We start from the raw sequence: 19,941 nt of genomic DNA, 5'->3' as shown, positions 1-19,941 counted from the left end.
GGCCGCCGCCACAAGTCATATGCGATAGCCCTGCCCTGGAGGGGGAAGGGTCGCTTCGCCTTGAGCGAAGCGAGAGGTGAAGCGGGGTGGGGTGATCTCTCCACACGGGCACCGCCTCAATGGAGAGACTGTCACCCCACCCGCTCGCGCTGCGCGCGATCGACCCTCCCCCTCCAGGGAGGGTAAGAGTCACCTCACATCGCCTCTGCTCGCAAATGCTCCACCAGCATCTTGGCCGGCCGCGGCAGCGTCTTGAAGCTGCGCGCGCAGATCACGAGGCGGCGGTTGGCCCAGGCATCGCGCAGGCGGACCATGGCGAGCGGCATGGTCTTGGCGCAGCGGCGGGCGGCGGCTTCCGGCACCAGCGCCACGCCGACATCGGCGGCGACCATCTGGCAGATCGCGTCGAAATCGCGCAGGCGGGCGCGGACATGCGGGCGGATGCCGAGCCGCGCGGCGTGCCTGGAAATATGCATCTGGAGCGCGGTGGCGCTGGTCAGGCCGACGAAGTCGCAAGCCCCCGCCTCCTGAAAGTCGATCTGGCGGCGGCCGGCGAACGGGCCGCGTTTTGACGTCACCAGCGTCAGACGATCCTCGCTGAAGACAAAGCGCTCGATATGCTCGGGCAGCGCGTGCTCGGCGGCGAAGCCGAGATCGGCGGCGCCTGCGGTGATGGCGGCTGCGATATCGGTGCTCTCGCGTTCCTCGATGTCGACGGCGACGTCGCGATGCTCGCGCAGGAAGCCGGCGAGCGCCTTCGGCAGATGCTCCGACAGGCCCGACGTGTTGGCGAGAAAATGCACGCTGGCGCGCACGCCGCTGGCAAAGCCGGCGAGATCGCCGCGCATGGCGTCGATCTGATGGATCACGAGCCTGGCATGATCGAGCAGGCTCTCGCCGGCCGCGGTCAACTCGACGCCGCGGCGGCCGCGCTTGAGCAGCGCGACGCCGAGCGCATCCTCGAGCCCCTTGATCCGCGCGCTGGCCGAGGCCAGAGCGAGATGCGAGCGCTCCGCTCCGCGCGTGATGCTGCGCTGGTCGGCCACCGCGATGAAGAGCTGGAGATCGACGAGGTCGAAGCGCATGAGATGTCTCCTTGAGCCTTCGCCGCTGACGAAGGCTTTCTCCGTAACCTCCAGATTGTGCGCCCGCGCGGCTTCGGTCAATGTGCGGAGATGATCGACCCGCTGCTCATCCTCATCGCCGCCGTCTTCCTGCTTGCCGGATTCGTCAAGGGCGTGGTCGGGCTCGGCCTGCCGACGGTGTCCATGGGCCTGCTGGCGGTCAGCATGGCGCCGAGCCGCGCCATCGCCATCGTCATTGTGCCGGCTATCATCACCAACATCTGGCAGACCTTCGTCGGCCCGTATTTGCGCGACATCCTGCGGCGGCTGTGGCCGCTGATGATCGGCACCGTGGTCGGCTGCTGGCTCAATGCCGGCGCGCTGACCGGGCCTCACGCGCGCTACGGCACGATCGTGCTCGGCGCTCTGCTCGTCCTCTACGCCGTGATCGGGCTGAACAAATTCCACTTCCGCGTCACGCCCGAGAACGAGAAATGGGTCGGCGGCGTGGTCGGCGTCGTCACCGGCGTGATCTCGGCCTCGACCGGCGTGCAGGTGATCCCCTCGATGCCGTTCATGCAGGCAATCGGCATGGAGAAGGACGAGCTGGTGCAGGCGCTCGGCGTGTTTTTCACCACCGCAACGCTGGCGCTCGCCTTCAACCTGACCGCGGTCGGATTGCTGACGCCGGCCAATATCGTGCCGGGTGCGATCGGCCTCGCCATGGCCTCTGCCGGCATGTTCATCGGCCAATCGGTGCGGGCGCGGATGCCGGCGGATGCGTTTCGACGCTGGTTCCTGATCGCGATGATCCTTCTCGGCCTCTATCTCGCCGGTAGCGCGCTGGCGAAGGAGTTTGCCTGAAGGAGTTACCGGCTCTCCAGCGTGGCGACACGGATGCCGAGATAGACGAAGAGGCCGCCGAGCGCGCGGTTGACCCAGGCGATCGCCCCTTCGGACTTGCGCAGCCGGTGCGCGGCCTTGGCGGCGAACGCGGCGAGCACCAGGCACCACAGCGTCCCCGTAAAAATGAAGATCAGGCCGAGCGTCAGGAAGGCGAGCGGCTTGTGCGGCGCATCGGGTGCGACGAATTGCGGCAGGAAGGCCAGGAAGAACAGCGCGACCTTGGGATTGAGCGCGTTGGTGAAGACGCCCTGGAGGAACACCCGCGAGAGCGAGCTGCGCACCGGCTCGTCGATGCCTGAAGCCAGCACCGGGCGCGACCACAGCATCTGGAGGCCGGTGACGACCAGATAGGCTGCGCCGACCAGCTTCAGGATCGAGAAGGCCGTGGACGAGGCCATCAGCAGAGCCGAAAGCCCGATCGCCGCGCCCGCGACATGGACAAAGCAGCCGCAACTGATGCCCAAGGCGGCAGCGGCGCCGCCCCGCCAGCCCATCTGCATGCTGCGGCCGATCACATAGACCGAATCCGGCCCCGGCGTGATGTTGAGCAGCACGCCCGACAGGACGAAAAGCCCGATTTCGTGAATACCCAGCATGAAGGTGCCCCGCTGCCGTCCCGGCGGTCCTGGTTCCGCTTAGTCGGTTCGCCCCTCCCCGTCCACCGCCGGGATTGCGTAGGATTTACCTCGAATTTGCAATGCGGATCATGCTTCCGCTGCGGCGCATCTGCTCTATAAAGGCAGGGTTCTTGAAATGCGGGATTCGCGGCAACCGCCACGGTGTGGCCGGTCCCGGATTCCTCACCCAAGTCCCCTTGGAGCTCTGCGGATATGGAAAGACGTCTGGCCGCCATCGTCTGCGCCGATGTCGCCGGCTATTCGCGCATGATGGGCAGCGACGAGGCCGGCACGCATGCCGCCTTCAAGGCCCATCGCGCCGCGATCCATCCCATCATCCTCAATCACGGCGGCCGCGTCGTGAAAAACACCGGCGATGGCTTCCTGCTGGAATTCCCCTCGATCGTCGGCGCCACCGAGGCTTCGATCGCGATGCAGACGCTGATGGCAGAGCGCAACCGCCATCTGCCGGCCGACCGCGCCATGCAGTTCCGGCTCGGCATCCACATGGGCGACGTCATCGCCGACGAGGACGAGGTCTTCGGCGACGACGTCAACATCGCCGTCCGCCTCGAATCGGTGGCGAGCCCCGGCGGGTTCGCGATCTCGGCCAAGGCCTATCGGGAGGCGAGCAAGCATCTCACCGTGCCGCTGACCGATGCCGGCAATCATCGCTTCAAGAACATCAAGGATGCGATCGGGGTCTTTACCTGGACGCCCGAAGGCGCGCCGGCACTTGCTCCCGAGCTCCGGGAGGCCTCGGTGCTGTCGCAGCAGTACCGTACCGCGATCGTCGGCGTGCTGCCCTTCGCCAATCTCAGCGACGCCCAGGACGAATATTTCTCCGACGGCCTCACCGAGGACCTGATCCATGCGCTGTCGCTGCAATCCTTCTATCGGGTGCTGAGCCGCAACTCGACCTTCGCCTTCAAGGGTAGGAACATCGGCACCCGGCTGATCGCGCGCGAGATCGACGCCACCTATCTGATCCAGGGCTCGGTGCGGCGCGCCGGCGCCAAGATCCGCGTCACCGCCGAATTGATCGCGCCCGAGACCGGCGAGCAGCTCTGGACCGGCCGCTACGACCGCGACATCGGCGACTTGTTCGCGATGCAGGACGAGATCACGACCAATCTGTCGGCCGCGATCGCCACCGAGATCGTCCGTGCCGAGGCCTCGGCGCCGGCGCGGCTCTCGACCGACGTCTCCGCCTGGGACCGCTTCCTCAAGGGGCTGTCGCATTACTACCGGCAGACCAAGGAGGATCTGGCCGCCGCCGTCGAGCTGTTCCGTGAGGCGATCCGGCTCGATCCCAAATTGTCGATCGCACACGCCTATCTCGCCACGATCCAGATCCAGAGCATCCAGTTCGGCTGGGTCAAGGGCACGCGCGAGATGTGGGCCGAGGCAATGAACCTCGCCGAAACCAGCGTGCGGCTCGACCCGCGCTCCTCCTTCGCGTTCTCGATCCTGTCCTGGGCGCATGCGATGGAGGGGCATCACGAGGCCGCGATGGACGCCGCCAAGCGCGCGGTCGCGCTCAATCCTTACGACAACGGCGCACGCGGCGTGCTCGGCATCTGCCATTTCATGGTCGGCGAGCACCGCGAGGCGATCGAGCTGTTCTCGATGGCCGCGCAGCGCGACAACAGCGACCCGCGCTATCAATGGGCGGCGCTGAACGCGTTCAGCCATTATTTGTTGCGCCAATATGACGCGACGCTGTCATGGGCGCGCGAGCAGCTCTACATCAACCCGAATCACATGCAGGCGCTGGCGATCCGCGCCGCGGCGTTGGCGCAGCTGGGACGAAGCGACGAGGCCAGCGAAGCCGCCCGCGTGCTGATGGCAAATTATCCAACGCTGAACGTGGACAGGCACTTGCGCAACTTCCACTGGAAGCGGCCCGAGGACATCGGCCATTATCGCGAGGGGCTGCTGAAGGCCGGTGTGCCGCTCGGCAAGCTGACGCTGGTTCAGGGCGACCTGAAACGGGCCGCCGAATCCTGAGCGAAAGGCCGCAGACCCCCGCGGCTTTGCAGCGACCGCCTGCTCTTGTTGACACGACAGTGAAATTCGCCACACTTCGTCACACGCTGAAGTAGTATATCGTGCTGTGGGTTTGTTAGGACTTTCCGCGCTCTAACGGCGCGCCTGCTTTCCACGATTCGCTGTTTTCAGGATTTGGGCCATGCACGACCCCGCTTCGAAACCGCCCTTCGACCCCTCGATTCAAGTCTCGCCGAACAATCCCTGCCCATTCCTGCGCGGCCTCGTCGGCGAAGGCTTCGTCGAGGGCGGCACCGTCCCGCTCAACACGCTGTCGCAGACCATCGCCAATGCGAGCGGCGAGACCGGGCTGAAGAAGGTCTCGGCCCGCATCCAGGTTCGCGGCGTTGCGATGATCGCCAACGGCATCAAGCACATCCTGAAGAGCATCTTTTCGGGCGCGCAGCTCGACGCGCTGCGCGGGGGGCCGCTGGACAAGCGCGGCGCCGGCTCGCGCATCCTCGGCGTCGACGGCAAGGTCAACGAGGACGAGATCGCGCGGCTGGCGAGCTTCGGCCGGACCTACACCGACCCGAACACCGGCAGCAGCGAGCCGGGCCTCAACGCTGCGGAAATCAAGACCTTCATGCGCGACAATCTCAAGCGCGCCGGCAGCGCCGCACGGTGGTACTACCCGCTGCTGATGAAGTTCGAATGGCCCATCCTTTTGAAGATCATCGGCAAGGGCAAGCAGGGCGAAGAGCGTTATCTCAGCGTGGCAGACGTGCGCACGCTGTTCGAGCAGCGCCAATTCCCCGACCGCATCAACCGGCGGATCGTGTCGCAGCCGCTGCTGTCGTCCTGCCAACTCCGTTTTCGCTGGGCGGTCGCGCTCACGGCGTTCGTCATCGGCCTTGGCCTCATCGCCTTGGTGGCCGTCGCCGAATTCCCCAACCAGGTTCGCGCCATGCTGCCCCAGAAGGGCGTGCTGGTGAATCTCCTGCCGCCGCCCCTGCCCGCAATGCCCGAAACCAAGGCTGCCTACTGGCTCGAGCAAAACTGGTCGCTGAAGGACCGGCACTGGTTCCACCACGCCAGCCAGGGCACCGCGACGTTCCCGGTGCCCTATGAGTGGTTCGTGGCGCTGGAGCAGCCGCAGCTCCATCTGTTCTCGAAGCCCGGCATGATCAAGGACAGCGCCTATCTCGAGCGCTTCGGCTTCATCCCGAGCCCGCAATCGGTCCAGGTCGACACGGCGACGCTGCGCCGCTTCGGCTACGCCAATGTGTACGAGACGACGCAAGCGTCGGATTGGTCGACGCGATGGACACCGGCGGAGAACGTCGACGGCCTGCCCGTCGGCTTCGCGCGCATGACCGGCGTCGTCGATCCCGCGACGGGTCGGCGCGAAGAGGACAAGATCGGGCTGACCTGCGCCGCCTGTCATACCGGCCAGATCCACTATCAGGGTGTCGACGTCCGCTTCGACGGCGGCCCGGCGATGACCGACCTGAAGAAGCTCGAGCTCGCAACCGGCCTGTCGATCGCCTACACGCTGTACGTCCCGTTCCGCTTCCAGCGTTTTGCCGATCGCGTGCTCGGCCCCGACGCCAGCAAGAAGGACCGCGCCGCTCTCAAGCAAAGGCTCAGCGCGATCGGCAGCTTCCTGATCGACTGGGCCAAGAACTACGAGAAGACGATCGAGGCCAAGAAGACCTGGGACGGCAAGCAGCAGCAGGACACCGAGGAAGGGTTCGGCCGCCTCGATGCCCTCAACCGCATCGGCAACCAGGTGTTTTCGCAGGACCTCGCGCTGAGCGGCGTCAAGGGATTCGAGAGGAACCTGCATGCCCAGGACGCGCCCGTCAGCTACCCCGCGATCTGGACGGTGCCGTGGTTCAAGTTCGCCCAATACGACGCCTCGATCGAGCAGCCGCTGATCCGCAACGCCGGCGAAGCCCTCGGCGTGACCGCCCTGCTCAACCTGTCCGATGCCTATCCGACGGACAGGCTGTGGCGCTCGTCGGTGAACATCAGGACGCTCGGCTGGATCGAGGACATGCTGAGAGGCCCCGATCCATTCAAGGCGGCCGATGCCGCCACGGGTCCGAAGTTCGGCGGCCTGCTCGCACCGAAATGGCCCTCGCACATCCTCGGCGACGCCTGGAAGCTGAAGCCCGATCGGGTCGAACGCGGCCGCGCCATCTACGCCGAGATGTGCTCCGGATGCCATTTGCCTGATATCAACAGTCCGGCGTTCTGGTCGTCGAAGCGCTGGGAGCCGAGCGGCGACAGCAAGGTGCTGAATGCGGTGACGATCCCGCTCGACGAGATCAAGACGGATCCCGAGCAATCCCTCGTTCTCAGCAAGCGGACCGTCGACGTGCCCGGCTTCCTGAAGGTCAACACGGCCGACCTGCAGACATGGTGGCAGTGCGAGATCCCGACCGCGAGCGCTTCGCCCAACGAGATGGTCTATGCGCTCGGCCTCATGACGGTGGTGGATCTCGTCGCCCGCAAATGGATGGACGATGCGGACATCCCGGAGGCCCAGCGGGCGCAGATGTGGAATCTCGCGCGCAAGAACTGTCTCAATCCGGCGCCGGATCCGCGCTATCGCGCGCGACCCTTGAACGGCATCTGGGCCACCGCGCCTTACCTGCACAACGGCTCGGTGCCGTCGCTGTACTGGCTGCTGAAGCCGCAGAACGAGCGCCCGCAGACATTCTGCATGGGCCGCCGCGACTATGACCCCGACACCCTCGGTTTCGCCGTCACCGCCAACGAGCGCTGCAAGACCGGTGAAACGGAGTTCTCCGCGACTGATACCGACGGCAAGCCGATCCAGGGCAACAGCGTGCTCGGCCATTCCTTCGAGCGCAAGGACGGCGAGCCGAAGCGCCCCGGCGTCATCGGCCGCATGTTCAAGGACGACGCCGAGCGCTACGACCTGATCGAGTATCTGAAGACGCTGTAAGCTGCTTTCACCTCTCCCCGCTTGCGGGGAGAGGTCGGATCGCTCTTGCGATCCGGGTGAGGGGGTACCGGTCTCTCGACGATCTCGCGTGCGGAGAGAAGCCCCTCACCCCAACCCTCTCCCCGTAAGAACGGGGCGAGGGAGCCCACCGTCTTCTCACTTGAACAGCGGCGTGCCCGGCACGAAGGCGTCGAAGGCGGCCCAGAACTGGGCGCGGTAGCGGTCCTGCTCCTGGAGGATCTCGTGCTTGGCGCCGGCGATCACGAGATGGGAGCCGGCGCGCAAATGATAGGCAAACTCCTCGATCGCCGCGGTCGAGACCACGGTGTCGTTGGAGGCCGCCAGCATCAGGATCGGCTGGCGGATCTGGGAGGGGTAGTGCACACGCTTGAAGGTGTGCATCGCGCGGAAGGCGGTATCGGCCCAGGCGACCGTCGGCGAGGCCAGTCCGAGCGTCGGGTCTTCCTCCAGGATCGCGGCATTGCGCGCATAGCGGACGGGATCGCTGGTCAGCGGATTGTTGATGAAGGGTTCGAGCCCGGTGAGGCGGTCGCTGCCGCCGGGAACGTAGCGGCCGCCCTGCCCGAGCAGGCGCATCGTCTTGAGCAGCGCACGCACCGGAAACGAGGTGGTGCGGCCAGGCAGGTCGATCATCGGCGCGGACAGCACCATGCGGTCGAACCAGCGCTTGCCGGCATGCGCCACCCGCAGCAGCACCGTGCCGCCCATGGAGTGGGCGAGCGCGAAGAACGGCGGCGGGCAATCCGGCAGCACCACCTGCTGCACGAAGGTCTCGACGTCGATCTCGAAATCGGCGAAGTCGCGCACATAGCCCTTGCGCGGATCGCGCAGGGGACGCGACGAATGGCCCTGCCCGCGCCAGTCGATCATCGCCACCGCAAAGCCGCGGTCGCGCAGGTCGCGCACGGTCTCGAAATACTTCTCGATCTGCTCGCTGCGCCCGGTGAAGACGCAGACCGTACCCTTGCGGTTCGCCGGCGGCGCCCAGCGCGCAAAGCGCAGCTCGACGCCGTCGGGGGTCTTGATGGTACCGCTGACGACGTTTTCGGGGACGGGATTAGCGGGAATCGAGACCAGCGTCATTGGGCGTGCTTGGGCGGGAAGTGCTGCAAATCAAGGGGCCAAAGCGCCGAAAAGGCGCCTGTCCCGCCCTCTTGAACGCCGTCTCGTTCCACCCATATCACCTTCGTGCAGGCCGCTACCAGTGTTTCGGAACCGGAACATCAGGCTGCACACAGACTAAAGCCCGGCCCGATTGGCGGGCGGGTTACCAATAGTCGCTCAATGGAGGACTTGACCATGCGTACCTACGATCTCACTCCGTTCTACCGTTCCACCGTCGGCTTCGACCGTCTCTTCAACCTGCTCGACCAGGCCAGCTCCGACGGCAGCCCCGGTTATCCCCCCTACAACATCGAGCGCACCGGCGAGAACGCCTACCGCATCACCGTTGCGGTTTCGGGCTTTGCCAAGGATGAGCTCTCCATCGTCGCCAAGGAAAACACGCTGACGATCAAGGGCGAGAAGGTCGCGAACGAGAACTCGAAATCCGAAGTGCTCTACCGCGGTATCGCCGCGCGTGCCTTCGAGCGCGCCTTCCAGCTTGCCGATTTCGTGCAGGTGAAGGACGCCTCGCTCGAGAACGGGCTGCTTCACGTCGACCTCGTCCGCGAGATTCCCGAGGCCAAGAAGCCGCGCCAGATCGCGATCAACGCCGGCGCCAAGGCGCAGGTGATCGAGAACTCGGCCGCGCAAGCCGCCTAAGCCAAGCGAACCAAGCGACTTCCACGTTGCGAAAACGCCCCGGTGCCCCGGGGCGTTTTTTCATTTTGCATGGCATCACAGAAGGGTGAAGGCGTAACACCGCCGTCCTCGTCTCCGTCCTTTGGGCATCGACCCCAAACAAGACGGAGAAAAGATCATGTCACTCTGGCGCAGCCTTTTCGTCGCCGCGTGCCTCTTGGCGGCTCCTATCAACCTTGCTCATGCCCAGACACCGCAGACGGTGAGGGCGAAGAACATCGTGCTGGTGCACGGCGCCTGGGCCGACGGATCGAGCTGGTCGGAGGTGATCCCGATCCTGCAGGCTGCAGGCCTGCATGTGACGGCCGTGCAGAATCCGCTGTCATCGCTCAGCGACTCCGTCGAGGCGACCAAGCGGGCGCTGGCCGAGCAGGACGGGCCGACGGTGCTGGTCGCGCATTCCTGGGGCGGCACCGTGATCAGCCAGGTCGGCACCGACCCGAAGGTCACCGGCCTCGTTTACGTCGCTGCACGCGCGCCCGATGCGAACGAGGATTTCGTCGCGCTGTCGAAGCAGTTTCCGACCGGGCCGGCGCGCGCCGGTATCGTCGAGCGCGACGGCTACACCAAGCTCTCGGAAGAGGCCTTCCTGAAGTACTTCGCCAATGGCGTGAAGCCGGAGCAGGCCAAGGAGCTCTACGCCGTGCAATGGCCGACCGCGGCCTCGATCTTCGCCGGCCGCACCACGGAAGCGGCCTGGCGCTCCAAGCCGAGCTGGTACGCGGTGTCGAAGAACGACTACACCATCAACCCCGATTTCGAGCGCTTCCTCGCCAGGCGCATGAACGCCACCACGATCGAGCTCGATGCCGGCCACCTCTCGCTGGTGTCGCATCCGAAGGAGGTGGCGAATCTGATCCTGGATGCGGCGGGGTATCCGCGGAGCTGAGGTGATCGCCGAAATGCAGAAGGCGCCTGAATTGCTCGGGCGCCTCTTGTTTTGGCCAACTCTCTCCCCGACGTCGTCCCCGTGCGCAATTGCGCACTCGGCGGGGACGACAGCGAGGATGTAGCTGGCACTGTCGTGTCAAACTCGCGTCGCCCTAGTCCAGCCCCTGCGCCGCCGGCATCTCCTGTGTCGGCAGGATCGTCGGCGCGGGCTTGATCTGACTGACGGTGGGTGCAGCGGCCTCGGCCGGCTTCGCCTGCACGGCAGCGGTCTGCTGCGGGACTTGCGCCTGCTGGGCTTGCACCTGCTGCGCCGCGGGCTCAGCCGGCTTCGCAGTGATCGGCGTCTCGGCGCGCCGCGGGGCGGGCTTCGGCAGCGGCACGGCGCGGCTTGCCACATGCGGGATCGAGGCCGGCGGGCGCGGCGGGCCGCTGCGGATCACGGTCGGCGGCGGCAACGCGGTTTGCGGCCCGTACGGTGCGACCGCGCGTTCGTCATAAGCTGGCGCCATGCCATAGGCATTGGCGGCGGGCATGAAGCGGATGATCCGCCCATCGCGGGCGTCGATCACCAGCCGGCCATCGTCGCCGCTTCTGTCGATCACCGCGATGGTGTAGACGCTGCCACGCAGGCGCGGAATGCCGAGCGGCGAGAAGCCGTTCTCGCGCAGCACGGCGTAAACCTCGGTCGGCGGCAACAAGGCCAGCGCCGGGCCGCGTTCCTCGTAGCCATAACCGTAGCGCGGCGGCGGGGCGGCCTCCGGCGGGGCATAGGGCCCGTCGAAATCCGACACTGCGATGACGGCCCCTCTCGCAATACCGCTCGCGGGAACCTGGGCATGCGCCGCACTGGCCAGCGCCAACGCGGCGGCCGCCACACATCCTGTGAAAAACTTCATGATCGAGACGCTCCTGTCAGGCCTCCCGGCGACCGCCCTCTTTCGCTTCTCGCGGCGTGGGGCGCCTTCCGAAGGTTGATCCGAAGCTTCATTGCGGATTTCGGCGCCGGCGGGGCCGGATCAGGGCGCGTTTGCCTCAAAACCGGGGCTGCGCAACTTTTGGAAAGCGATTGATTGACTTCTGCGGAATCGGGACTTCCGCGCGCTTGTGTGCTAGACAAAAATTTGGCAAGGTGATGGTTAGGACAGGAAGACTGTCTCAATTTTGCTTGCGGTTCCGGCATAGGGATTGCAGCGAGAACTGGTGCTCTCGAGCGCCGGCAAGGTACCAGGCAAAGCCGTTCTCGGGGACGAAGAACGCCTAGGCCTGAATTTAAGAAAATGCGGCTCGCAGAGGACGAGCGGTGGCCCAGGAGCGGGTGCCGCGGGACGCCAAAGGTGCGCCGAAGGTGGCGGTGAGGCAGCTTGCCGCATGGAGAGGACAGGAACAATGAACGGGTCGCAATTCGAGCGCGCAAACATCGTGGCAGAAGAGCTGTCGGCGACGGTCGCCTCGAAAACGACCGATCCGATTACCTCACCGATTCAAGAGCACAATTCGCGCCCCAAGGCCGAAGGCCTGTACGATCCGAGCCTGGAGAAGGATTCTTGCGGCGTCGGCTTCATCGCCAACATCAAGGGCAGGAAGTCGCACGAGATCGTCTCGGACGCGCTCAACATCCTCTGCAACCTCGAGCATCGCGGCGCCGTCGGCGCCGACCCGCGCGCCGGTGACGGCGCCGGCATCCTGGTGCAGATTCCGCACGCCTTCTTCAGCCGCAAGGCGAAGGAGCTCGGCTTCGCGCTGCCTAATCCCGGCGAATACGCCATCGGCGCGCTGTTCATGCCGCGCGACACCGCCTGGCGCAACGTCATCAAGAGCATCATCGCCGACCAGATCAAGGAAGAGGGCCTGACCCTGCTCGGCTGGCGCGACGTGCCGACCGACAATTCCTCGCTCGGCGTCACCGTGAAGCCGACCGAGCCCGCCTGCATGCAGGTGTTCATCGGCCGCAACGGCACCGCCAAGACCGAGGACGAGTTCGAGCGCCGGCTCTACATCCTGCGCAAGTCGATCTCGCAGGCGATCTACCAGCGCCGCGACCGCGGCCTTGCCGGCTATTACCCGTGCTCGATGTCCTGCCGCACCGTGATCTACAAGGGCATGTTCCTGGCCGACCAGCTCGGCAAGTACTATCCCGACCTGCACGAGAAGGACTTCGAGAGCGCGCTCGCCCTCGTGCATCAGCGCTTCTCGACCAACACCTTCCCGGCCTGGTCGCTGGCGCATCCCTATCGCATGATCGCGCATAACGGCGAGATCAACACGCTGCGCGGCAACGTCAACTGGATGGCGGCGCGGCAGGCCTCCGTCAGCTCCGAGCTCTACGGCAAGGACATCAACCGGCTGTGGCCGATCTCCTACGAGGGACAGTCGGACACCGCCTGCTTCGACAACGCGCTCGAATTCCTGGTGCAGGGTGGCTACTCGCTGCCGCATGCCGTGATGATGATGATTCCGGAGGCGTGGGCCGGCAATCCCTTGATGGATGAGAAGCGCCGCGCCTTTTACGAATATCATGCCGCGCTGATGGAGCCGTGGGACGGCCCCGCCGCGATCGCCTTCACCGACGGCCGCCAGATCGGCGCCACGCTCGATCGCAACGGCCTCAGACCGGCGCGCTATCTCGTTACCAAGGACGAGCGCATCGTCATGGCGTCCGAGATGGGCGTGCTGACGATCCCCGAGGACCAGATCATCACCAAGTGGCGGCTGCAGCCGGGCAAGATGCTGCTGGTCGACCTCGAGCAGGGCCGCCTGATCCCGGACGACGAGATCAAGGCTTCGCTCGCCGCCAGCCATCCCTACAAGGAGTGGCTGGAGCGGACCCAGATCGTGCTCGAAGACCTGCCGAAGGTGCCGACCACCGGCGTGCGCTCCAACCTGTCGCTGCTCGATCGCCAGCAGGCGTTCGGCTACAGCCAGGAAGACATCACCATCCTGATGACGCCGATGGCGGCCACCGGCGAAGAAGCCGCGGGCTCGATGGGCAACGACACGCCGATCTCTGCGCTGTCGGACAAGGCCAAGCCGCTGTTCACTTACTTCAAGCAGAACTTCGCGCAGGTCACCAACCCGCCGATCGACCCGATCCGCGAGGAGCTGGTGATGAGCCTCGTCTCGATCATCGGGCCGCGGCCGAACCTGTTCGACCTGCAGGGCATGGCAACGACCAAGCGCCTCGAAGTGCGCCAGCCGATCCTGACCGACGCGGACCTCGAGAAGATCCGCTCGATCTCTGATGTCGCCGACTCCCACTTCAAGTCGCGTACGCTGGACACCACCTTCCACGCCGGTCTCGGCGCGGCCGGCATGGACCAGGTGCTCGACGAGCTCTGCGCGCGCGCCGAAAGCGCGGTGCGCGAGGGCGTCAACATCATCATCCTGTCCGACCGCATGGTCGGCACCGACCGGGTGCCGATCCCGGCACTGCTGGCCTGCGCCGCCGTGCATCATCATCTGATCCGCGTCGGACTGCGCACCTCGGTCGGCCTCGTCGTCGAATCCGGCGAGCCGCGCGAAGTGCATCACTTCGCCTGCCTCGCCGGCTACGGCGCCGAAGCGATCAATCCGTACCTCGCGTTCGAGACCATCATCGCGATGAAGGACCGCCTGCCCGGCTCGCTCGACGACTACGAGATCGTCAAGCGCTACATCAAGTCGATCGGCAAGGGCCTTCTCAAGGTGATGTCCAAGATGGGCATCTCGACCTACCAGTCCTATTGCGGCGCGCAGATCTTCGACGCCGTCGGCCTCAAGGCCGACTTCGTCTCGAAGTTCTTCGCGGGCACGCATACTCGCGTCGAAGGCGTCGGCCTCGCCGAAATCGCCGAGGAGGCCGTGCGCCGCCATGCCGACGCGTTCGGCGAGGCGCTGGTCTACAAGACCGCGCTCGACGTCGGCGGCGAATATGCCTATCGCAGCCGCGGCGAGGACCATGCCTGGACCGCCGAATCGGTGTCGCTGCTGCAGCACGCCGCGCGCGGCAATTCGCAGGAGCGTTACCGCGCCTTCGCCAAGATCCTGAACGAGCAATCGGAGCGCCTGTTGACGCTGCGCGGCCTGTTCCGGATCAAGAACGCGGAGGAGGAGAAGCGCAAGCCGATCCCGCTCGACCAGGTCGAGCCGGCCAAGGACATCGTCAAGCGCTTCGCCACCGGTGCGATGAGCTTCGGCTCGATCTCGCGCGAGGCACACACCACGCTCGCGATCGCCATGAACCGGATCGGCGGCAAGTCGAACACCGGCGAAGGCGGCGAGGAAGCCGACCGCTTCAAGCCGATGCCGAACGGCGATTCCATGCGCTCGGCGATCAAGCAGGTCGCCTCGGGCCGCTTCGGCGTCACCACGGAGTATCTCGTCAACTCCGACATGATGCAGATCAAGATGGCGCAGGGTGCCAAGCCCGGCGAAGGCGGCCAGCTGCCCGGCCACAAGGTCGACGCGACCATCGCCAGGGTGCGGCACTCGACGCCGGGCGTCGGCCTGATCTCGCCGCCGCCGCACCACGACATCTACTCGATCGAGGACCTGGCGCAGCTGATCTACGACCTCAAGAACGTCAACCCGACCGGCGACGTTTCGGTCAAGCTGGTCTCCGAGATCGGCGTCGGCACGGTCGCCGCGGGCGTTGCCAAGGCGCGCGCCGACCACGTCACCATCGCGGGCTTCGAGGGCGGCACCGGTGCTTCGCCGCTGACCTCGATCAAGCATGCGGGCTCGCCCTGGGAGATTGGGCTCGCCGAAACCCACCAGACCCTGGTGCGCGAGCGGCTGCGCAGCCGCATCGTGGTCCAGGTCGATGGCGGCTTCCGCACCGGCCGCGACGTCGTGATCGGCGCGCTGCTCGGGGCCGACGAGTTCGGCTTCGCCACCGCGCCCCTGATCGCGGCCGGCTGCATCATGATGCGCAAGTGCCATCTCAACACCTGCCCGGTCGGCGTCGCGACCCAGGACCCCGTCCTGCGCAAGCGCTTCACCGGCCAGCCCGAGCACGTGATCAACTACTTCTTCTTCGTCGCCGAAGAGGTCCGCGAGATCATGGCGAGCCTCGGCTTCCGCACCTTCAACGAGATGGTCGGGCAGGTGCAGCTGCTCGACCAGACCAAGCTGGTTGCGCATTGGAAGGCCAAGGGCCTCGACTTCTCCAAGCTCTTCGTCAAGCAGAAGGAAGAGAAGGGCCAGAAGATCTATCACTCAGAGCGCCAGAACCACCATCTGGAGGCGGTGCTCGACCGCTCGCTGATCGAGCAGGCGACGCCTGCGCTCGACCGCGGCGCGCCGGTGAAGATCGAGGCCGCGATCAACAGCACCAACCGCTCCGCAGGCGCGATGCTGTCCGGCGCGGTCGCCAAGATCTACGGCCATGCCGGCCTGCCGCACGACACCATCCATGTCAGCCTCAAGGGCACCGCCGGCCAGGCCTTCGGCGCCTGGCTCGCCCACGGCGTCACCTTCGAGCTCGAGGGTGAAGGCAACGACTATGTCGGCAAGGGCCTCTCGGGCGGCAAGATCATCGTCAAGCCGCCGAGGAACTCGGCGATCGTGCCGGAGGAGAGCATCATCGTCGGCAACACCGTGATGTACGGCGCGATCGAGGGCGAGTGCTACTTCCGCGGCATCGCCGGCGAGCGTTTTGCCGTGCGTAACTCGGGCGCAGTCGCCGTGGTCGAGGGCGCCGGCGATCATTGCTGCGAATACATGACCGGCGGCATCGTGGTCGTGCTCGGCAAGACCGGGCGCAACTTCGCGGCCGGCATGTCCGGCGGCATTGCTTACGTGCTGGACGAGGCCGGTGATTTCGACAAGCTGTGCAACCTCAGCATGGTCGAGCTCGAGCCGGTGCTGTCGGAGGAGCTGATCAACGCCGGGACCTATAACCACGCCGGTGACCTCGAGGCACATGGCCGGGTCGACGTGTTCAAGAACCTGCTCGCCTCCGACGTCGAGCGGCTGCACGTCCTGATCTCGCGCCACGCCAAGGCGACCGGCTCCAAGCGCGCCGCCGAGATCCTTGCCAACTGGAAGGACTGGCTGCCCAAATTCCGCAAGGTGATGCCGGTCGAGTACCGGCGCGCGCTGCGCGAAATGGCCGCCAACGCGGACGCCGAGCCGAAAATCGCGATCGGGGCGTAAGAAAAAGCCCTCATGGTGAGGAGCGCGTAGCGCGTCTCGAACCATGAGGTCACCATCCGGGCCTCTATCCTTCGAGACGCGGCGCGAAAGGCGCGCCGCTCCTCAGGATGAGGAGTGAGAGAACAAAGAATTTAAGCGGCAGGGACTTCGGGTTTAATGGGCAAGATCACGGGTTTTCTGGAAATCGAACGGCACGACCGCAAGTACACCCCGGTCGCCGAGCGCGTGAAGCATTACAAGGAATTCGTCGTTCCGCTCTCCGAGAAAGAGGTGCGCGACCAGGCCGCGCGCTGCATGAACTGCGGCATTCCCTATTGCCACGGCACCGGCTCGGTCGCGCCCGGCACGCCCGGCTGCCCGGTCAACAACCAGATCCCCGACTGGAACGACCTCGTCTATCAGGGCAATTGGGAAGAGGCCTCGCGCAACCTGCACTCGACCAACAATTTCCCGGAGTTCACGGGGCGCATCTGCCCGGCGCCGTGCGAAGCGTCCTGCACGCTCAACATCGACGACAACCCCGTCACCATCAAGACCATCGAATGCGCGATCGTCGACCGCGCCTGGGACAATGGCTGGCTCAAGCCTGAGATCGCCGCGGAGAAGACCGGCAAGAAGGTCGCGGTGATCGGCTCGGGCCCCGCCGGCATGGCCTGCGCGCAGCAGCTGGCGCGCGCCGGCCACGACGTCCACGTCTACGAGAAGTACGCCAAGGCCGGCGGCCTGCTGCGCTACGGCATTCCCGACTTCAAGATGGAAAAGGGCGTCATCGACCGCCGCGTGGCGCAGATGGAAGCCGAAGGCGTCACCTTCCACTACAACAGCCATGTCGGCGCTGAGGGCAACGTCGATCCACGCGAGCTGCTCAACGAGTACGACGCCGTGGCGCTGACCGGCGGCGCGGAAGCTCCGCGCGACCTGCCGATCCCCGGCCGCGAGCTCGCCGGCATCCACTACGCCATGGACTTCCTGCCGCAGCAGAACCGCCGCGTCTCCGAGGAGCCGCTCGGCGGCGTCCAGGAGATCCTGGCCGGCGGCAAGCATGTCGTCGTCATCGGCGGCGGCGACACCGGCTCCGATTGCATCGGCACCTCGCTGCGCCAGGGCGCGCTGTCGGTGACGCAGCTCGAGATCATGCCCGCGCCGCCCGAGCGCGAGAACAAGGGCCTGACCTGGCCGAACTGGCCGCTAAAGATGCGGACGTCCTCGAGCCAGGCCGAGGGCGCGGTGCGCGAATACGCCGTGCTGACCCAGAAATTCTCGGGCGAGAACGGCCAGGTCAAGAAGCTGCACTGCGTGCGCGTCGACGACAAGTTCAAGCCGATTGCCGGCACCGAGTTCGAGTTAGAGGCCGAGCTCGTTCTGCTCGCGATGGGCTTCGTCCATCCCGTGCACGAGGGCCTCTTGAAGCTGCTCGCGGTCGAGCTCGACCCCCGCGGCAACGTCAAGGCCAACACGCTGGACTACCAGACCTCGCGCCCCAACGTGTTCACCGCCGGCGACATGCGCCGCGGCCAGTCGCTGGTGGTGTGGGCGATCCGCGAGGGGCGGCTGTGCGCCCGGTCGATCGACACGTTCCTGATGGGGAAGACGGATCTGCCGCGGTAGGGTCGGTCATTCCGGGGCGCGCGAAGCGCGAGCCCGGAATCCATTCAAACCCAGACGCCCGATGGATTCCGGGTTCGCGCAAAGGCGCGCCCCGGAATGACGATTGGAGAGTGCCGCACCTTTCCGGTTCGTCTCGTGAGACGCGCAAGCAGGCCGCCCCCTAATTCTGCAGCCTCACCCCCAGCATCACCACCGTCCCCTGCGAACTCGATCCTGCCTGGTTCGAATCCAGGATGTCGTGGCGCAGCGTGCCCTTGATCCAGACGTTGCGGTTGAGCTTGTAGATCAAATTGCTTTCGAGCGAGTAGGTCTTGTCGTTGCGGTTCTGGCCCTGATAGTCGAGCGTGCCGTAGGTGAACTTGCCGACCGCCGTGAGCCAGCGGCGGAAGTCGTGGTCGACTTCGGCGGAATAGGTGCGCACCAGGACGCCGGAGGAGCCGGGGACCGTGGTCTCCGATATCTGGGTGTCGGTGAAGAACTTCACCGTGGTGAGGCCGCTGGCGCTCCAGATCAGGGAGCCCGTGGTGAGAAACCCTGCGAGCTGGCTGAGGCGCGGGTCGGTGTAGCTGCGCGCGGAATAGCCGACCGAGATCTCGCCGGTGAGGATGCGCGAGAACTCGAAGGACGAGCCGACCTTGGCATAGCCGCCGTTCGAATCGCGCAAGTAGCCGTTGCGGTCGGCGGCCTGGTCGTGGACGCGGGTATCGCCCTGGATCTCGACGAAGGGCTTCAGCCCCGGCTTGAGGTCGTAGGAGAAGCGTCCGACGCCGCCGTACTGGTTGAAGTTGCGGTCGTCGTTGCTGGAGGTCGAGCCGTCGGTGAGCTTGGAATCGGTGTAGGCGGTGCGATCGATGGTGGCGCCGGCGGCGACCTGGAAGCGGTTGAAGGTCTGGTCGAAGCCGAGCGTCGTGCCGTAGGCGGCGTAGACAGGGTATTTCTGCAGGCCGGCCTGCACGTTGGGGCTGCCGGGATTGTCGGTGGCGAGACGCAGGCGCAGCTGCGAGGTCAGCTTGAAATCGCGGGTGACGTCGAGCCGGCCGTCGACATGGCCGTTGAAATCGGGACGGTTGGCCTCGACCGGCGACGGCGAGGCGAAGCCGTTGATCGTCGCCGGCATGTCGTTGGTATAGCCCGAGAACGAGCCGCGCAGATCGGCGACCAGCGCGTGGCGCTCCCAATCCGACACCACGAGCAGATCGGGCGCGATGACATAGGCGGGCGAACCGACCGGCTTGTTGAGGCGCGTCGGATTGCTGTCGTAGCCGGCGGAGAGCTCGAGCCCGCCCTTGATCAGGAAGCTGCCGGCGTAATCGCCGACCGCGCCGAACGGATCGTCATCGGCCTTGAGGCGGCGGCGCAGCGGCTGGCCGGGCACGTTGCCCGCCATCGCCGCCGGCACCGGCACCTTGTGCGCGGTCTCGGACGGCGGCGGCGCGATGCGCGGCGGGCCGAGCGTCGTGGCCGGCGTTGCGGGCGGCGGCGGCGAACCGGGACCGACGCGCTTCGGCTTCGGCTGGCCCGGATAGAGCTTGGGCTGCTGCCGCTTGCGGTTGAGCGAGTCGTAGCCGGAGCCGCTCGCGCCGGTGGCGGCGGGCAGGCCGTAGGTTGGGACCTGACCGACACGCGAGCTCGCCGGCGTCTGCTGGCGCTGGCGCGGGTCGGCATTGGGATCGGGCAGTTTCGGCAAGGCGTCGGAGGGCGCCTGCAGAACGCCGGCGGTGCGGCGGGTCGGCAGCGTATCGGGCGAGGCAAAACCGCCGCGGTTGGGATTGAACAGGTCGGGCGTCAGGCTCTGGGCGGCCGCCGGGCAGCTTGCGAGGGTGGTCAGCGCGAGGCACGGCAAAGCGGCGCGCAGGAAACGCGCGACAGTGCTCCGGCCGCTGCCTGGAGACGACCCCACGATGGAATTACCCCAACGAAATCAAACACTTTC

At 66.1% G+C, this 19,941-nt stretch carries 12 protein-coding genes; 7 read left to right on the top strand and 5 right to left on the bottom strand.

The features are described from left to right. Positions 1-194 precede the first annotated feature (194 nt). Positions 195-1,085 (bottom strand): LysR substrate-binding domain-containing protein, encoded by an 891-nt coding sequence (locus N2604_RS05600; RefSeq protein ID WP_260374187.1) that lies wholly within the window; start codon positions 1,083-1,085, stop codon positions 195-197. A 90-nt stretch (positions 1,086-1,175) separates the two neighbouring features. Here N2604_RS05600 and N2604_RS05595 point away from each other — a divergent pair, with 90 nt between their 5' ends. Then, on the top strand, positions 1,176-1,928 hold the full coding sequence (locus tag N2604_RS05595) for a sulfite exporter TauE/SafE family protein (RefSeq protein WP_260374186.1): 753 nt from the start codon (positions 1,176-1,178) through the stop codon (positions 1,926-1,928). 5 nt (positions 1,929-1,933) lie between these two features. Here the strand turns inward: N2604_RS05595 and N2604_RS05590 are convergent, their stop codons facing one another. Continuing rightward, the gene (locus N2604_RS05590) at positions 1,934-2,566 is read right to left on the bottom strand and encodes a LysE family translocator (RefSeq protein ID WP_260374185.1); all 633 of its coding nucleotides are present in this window, start codon (positions 2,564-2,566) and stop codon (positions 1,934-1,936) included. A gap of 234 nt (positions 2,567-2,800) precedes the next feature. Here N2604_RS05590 and N2604_RS05585 point away from each other — a divergent pair, with 234 nt between their 5' ends. Then, complete coding sequence (locus tag N2604_RS05585; RefSeq protein ID WP_260374184.1) at positions 2,801-4,597, top strand: adenylate/guanylate cyclase domain-containing protein; 1,797 nt, start codon at positions 2,801-2,803, stop codon at positions 4,595-4,597. Positions 4,598-4,778: 181 nt separating this feature from the next. Beyond that, positions 4,779-7,553 carry a di-heme-cytochrome C peroxidase gene (locus N2604_RS05580; protein ID WP_260374183.1) on the top strand — a complete coding sequence of 925 codons (2,775 nt, stop codon included), beginning with the start codon at positions 4,779-4,781 and terminating at the stop codon, positions 7,551-7,553. 156 nt (positions 7,554-7,709) lie between these two features. Here the strand turns inward: N2604_RS05580 and N2604_RS05575 are convergent, their stop codons facing one another. Further along, positions 7,710-8,657 (bottom strand): alpha/beta fold hydrolase, encoded by a 948-nt coding sequence (locus N2604_RS05575; protein WP_260374182.1) that lies wholly within the window; start codon positions 8,655-8,657, stop codon positions 7,710-7,712. A 216-nt stretch (positions 8,658-8,873) separates the two neighbouring features. Here N2604_RS05575 and N2604_RS05570 point away from each other — a divergent pair, with 216 nt between their 5' ends. Beyond that, a complete protein-coding gene (locus N2604_RS05570; RefSeq protein WP_025032242.1) occupies positions 8,874-9,338 on the top strand; it encodes an Hsp20 family protein in 465 nt (154 codons plus the stop codon). 157 nt (positions 9,339-9,495) lie between these two features. Beyond that, positions 9,496-10,266, top strand: a complete 771-nt coding sequence (locus tag N2604_RS05565; RefSeq protein ID WP_260374181.1) for an alpha/beta fold hydrolase — start codon at positions 9,496-9,498, stop codon at positions 10,264-10,266. Positions 10,267-10,420: 154 nt separating this feature from the next. Here N2604_RS05565 and N2604_RS05560 read toward each other — a convergent pair whose 3' ends face one another. Beyond that, entirely contained in the window at positions 10,421-11,164 is a 744-nt protein-coding gene (locus tag N2604_RS05560) for a hypothetical protein (RefSeq protein ID WP_260374180.1), read from the bottom strand. Positions 11,165-11,654: 490 nt separating this feature from the next. On the opposite strand from N2604_RS05560, the gene gltB reads away from it, so the two are divergent. Both gltB and N2604_RS05550 read left to right on the top strand, forming a co-directional pair. Beyond that, positions 11,655-16,400: a glutamate synthase large subunit gene (gene gltB, locus N2604_RS05555; RefSeq protein WP_260374179.1), complete on the top strand. Its 4,746-nt coding sequence runs from the start codon at positions 11,655-11,657 to the stop codon at positions 16,398-16,400. A gap of 156 nt (positions 16,401-16,556) precedes the next feature. After that, on the top strand, positions 16,557-18,008 hold the full coding sequence (locus tag N2604_RS05550; RefSeq protein ID WP_260374178.1) for a glutamate synthase subunit beta: 1,452 nt from the start codon (positions 16,557-16,559) through the stop codon (positions 18,006-18,008). Positions 18,009-18,168: 160 nt separating this feature from the next. Here the strand turns inward: N2604_RS05550 and N2604_RS05545 are convergent, their stop codons facing one another. Next, positions 18,169-19,908: an outer membrane beta-barrel protein gene (locus N2604_RS05545; RefSeq protein ID WP_260374177.1), complete on the bottom strand. Its 1,740-nt coding sequence runs from the start codon at positions 19,906-19,908 to the stop codon at positions 18,169-18,171. Between the last annotated feature and the right edge of the window lie 33 nt (positions 19,909-19,941).

Source organism: Bradyrhizobium sp. CB1015 (assembly GCF_025200925.1).
In the GTDB taxonomy this organism is placed as follows: Bacteria; Pseudomonadota; Alphaproteobacteria; order Rhizobiales; family Xanthobacteraceae; genus Bradyrhizobium.
Note: the sequence above shows the minus strand (reverse complement) of the source record. Positions and strands in the feature narration are given on the sequence as shown.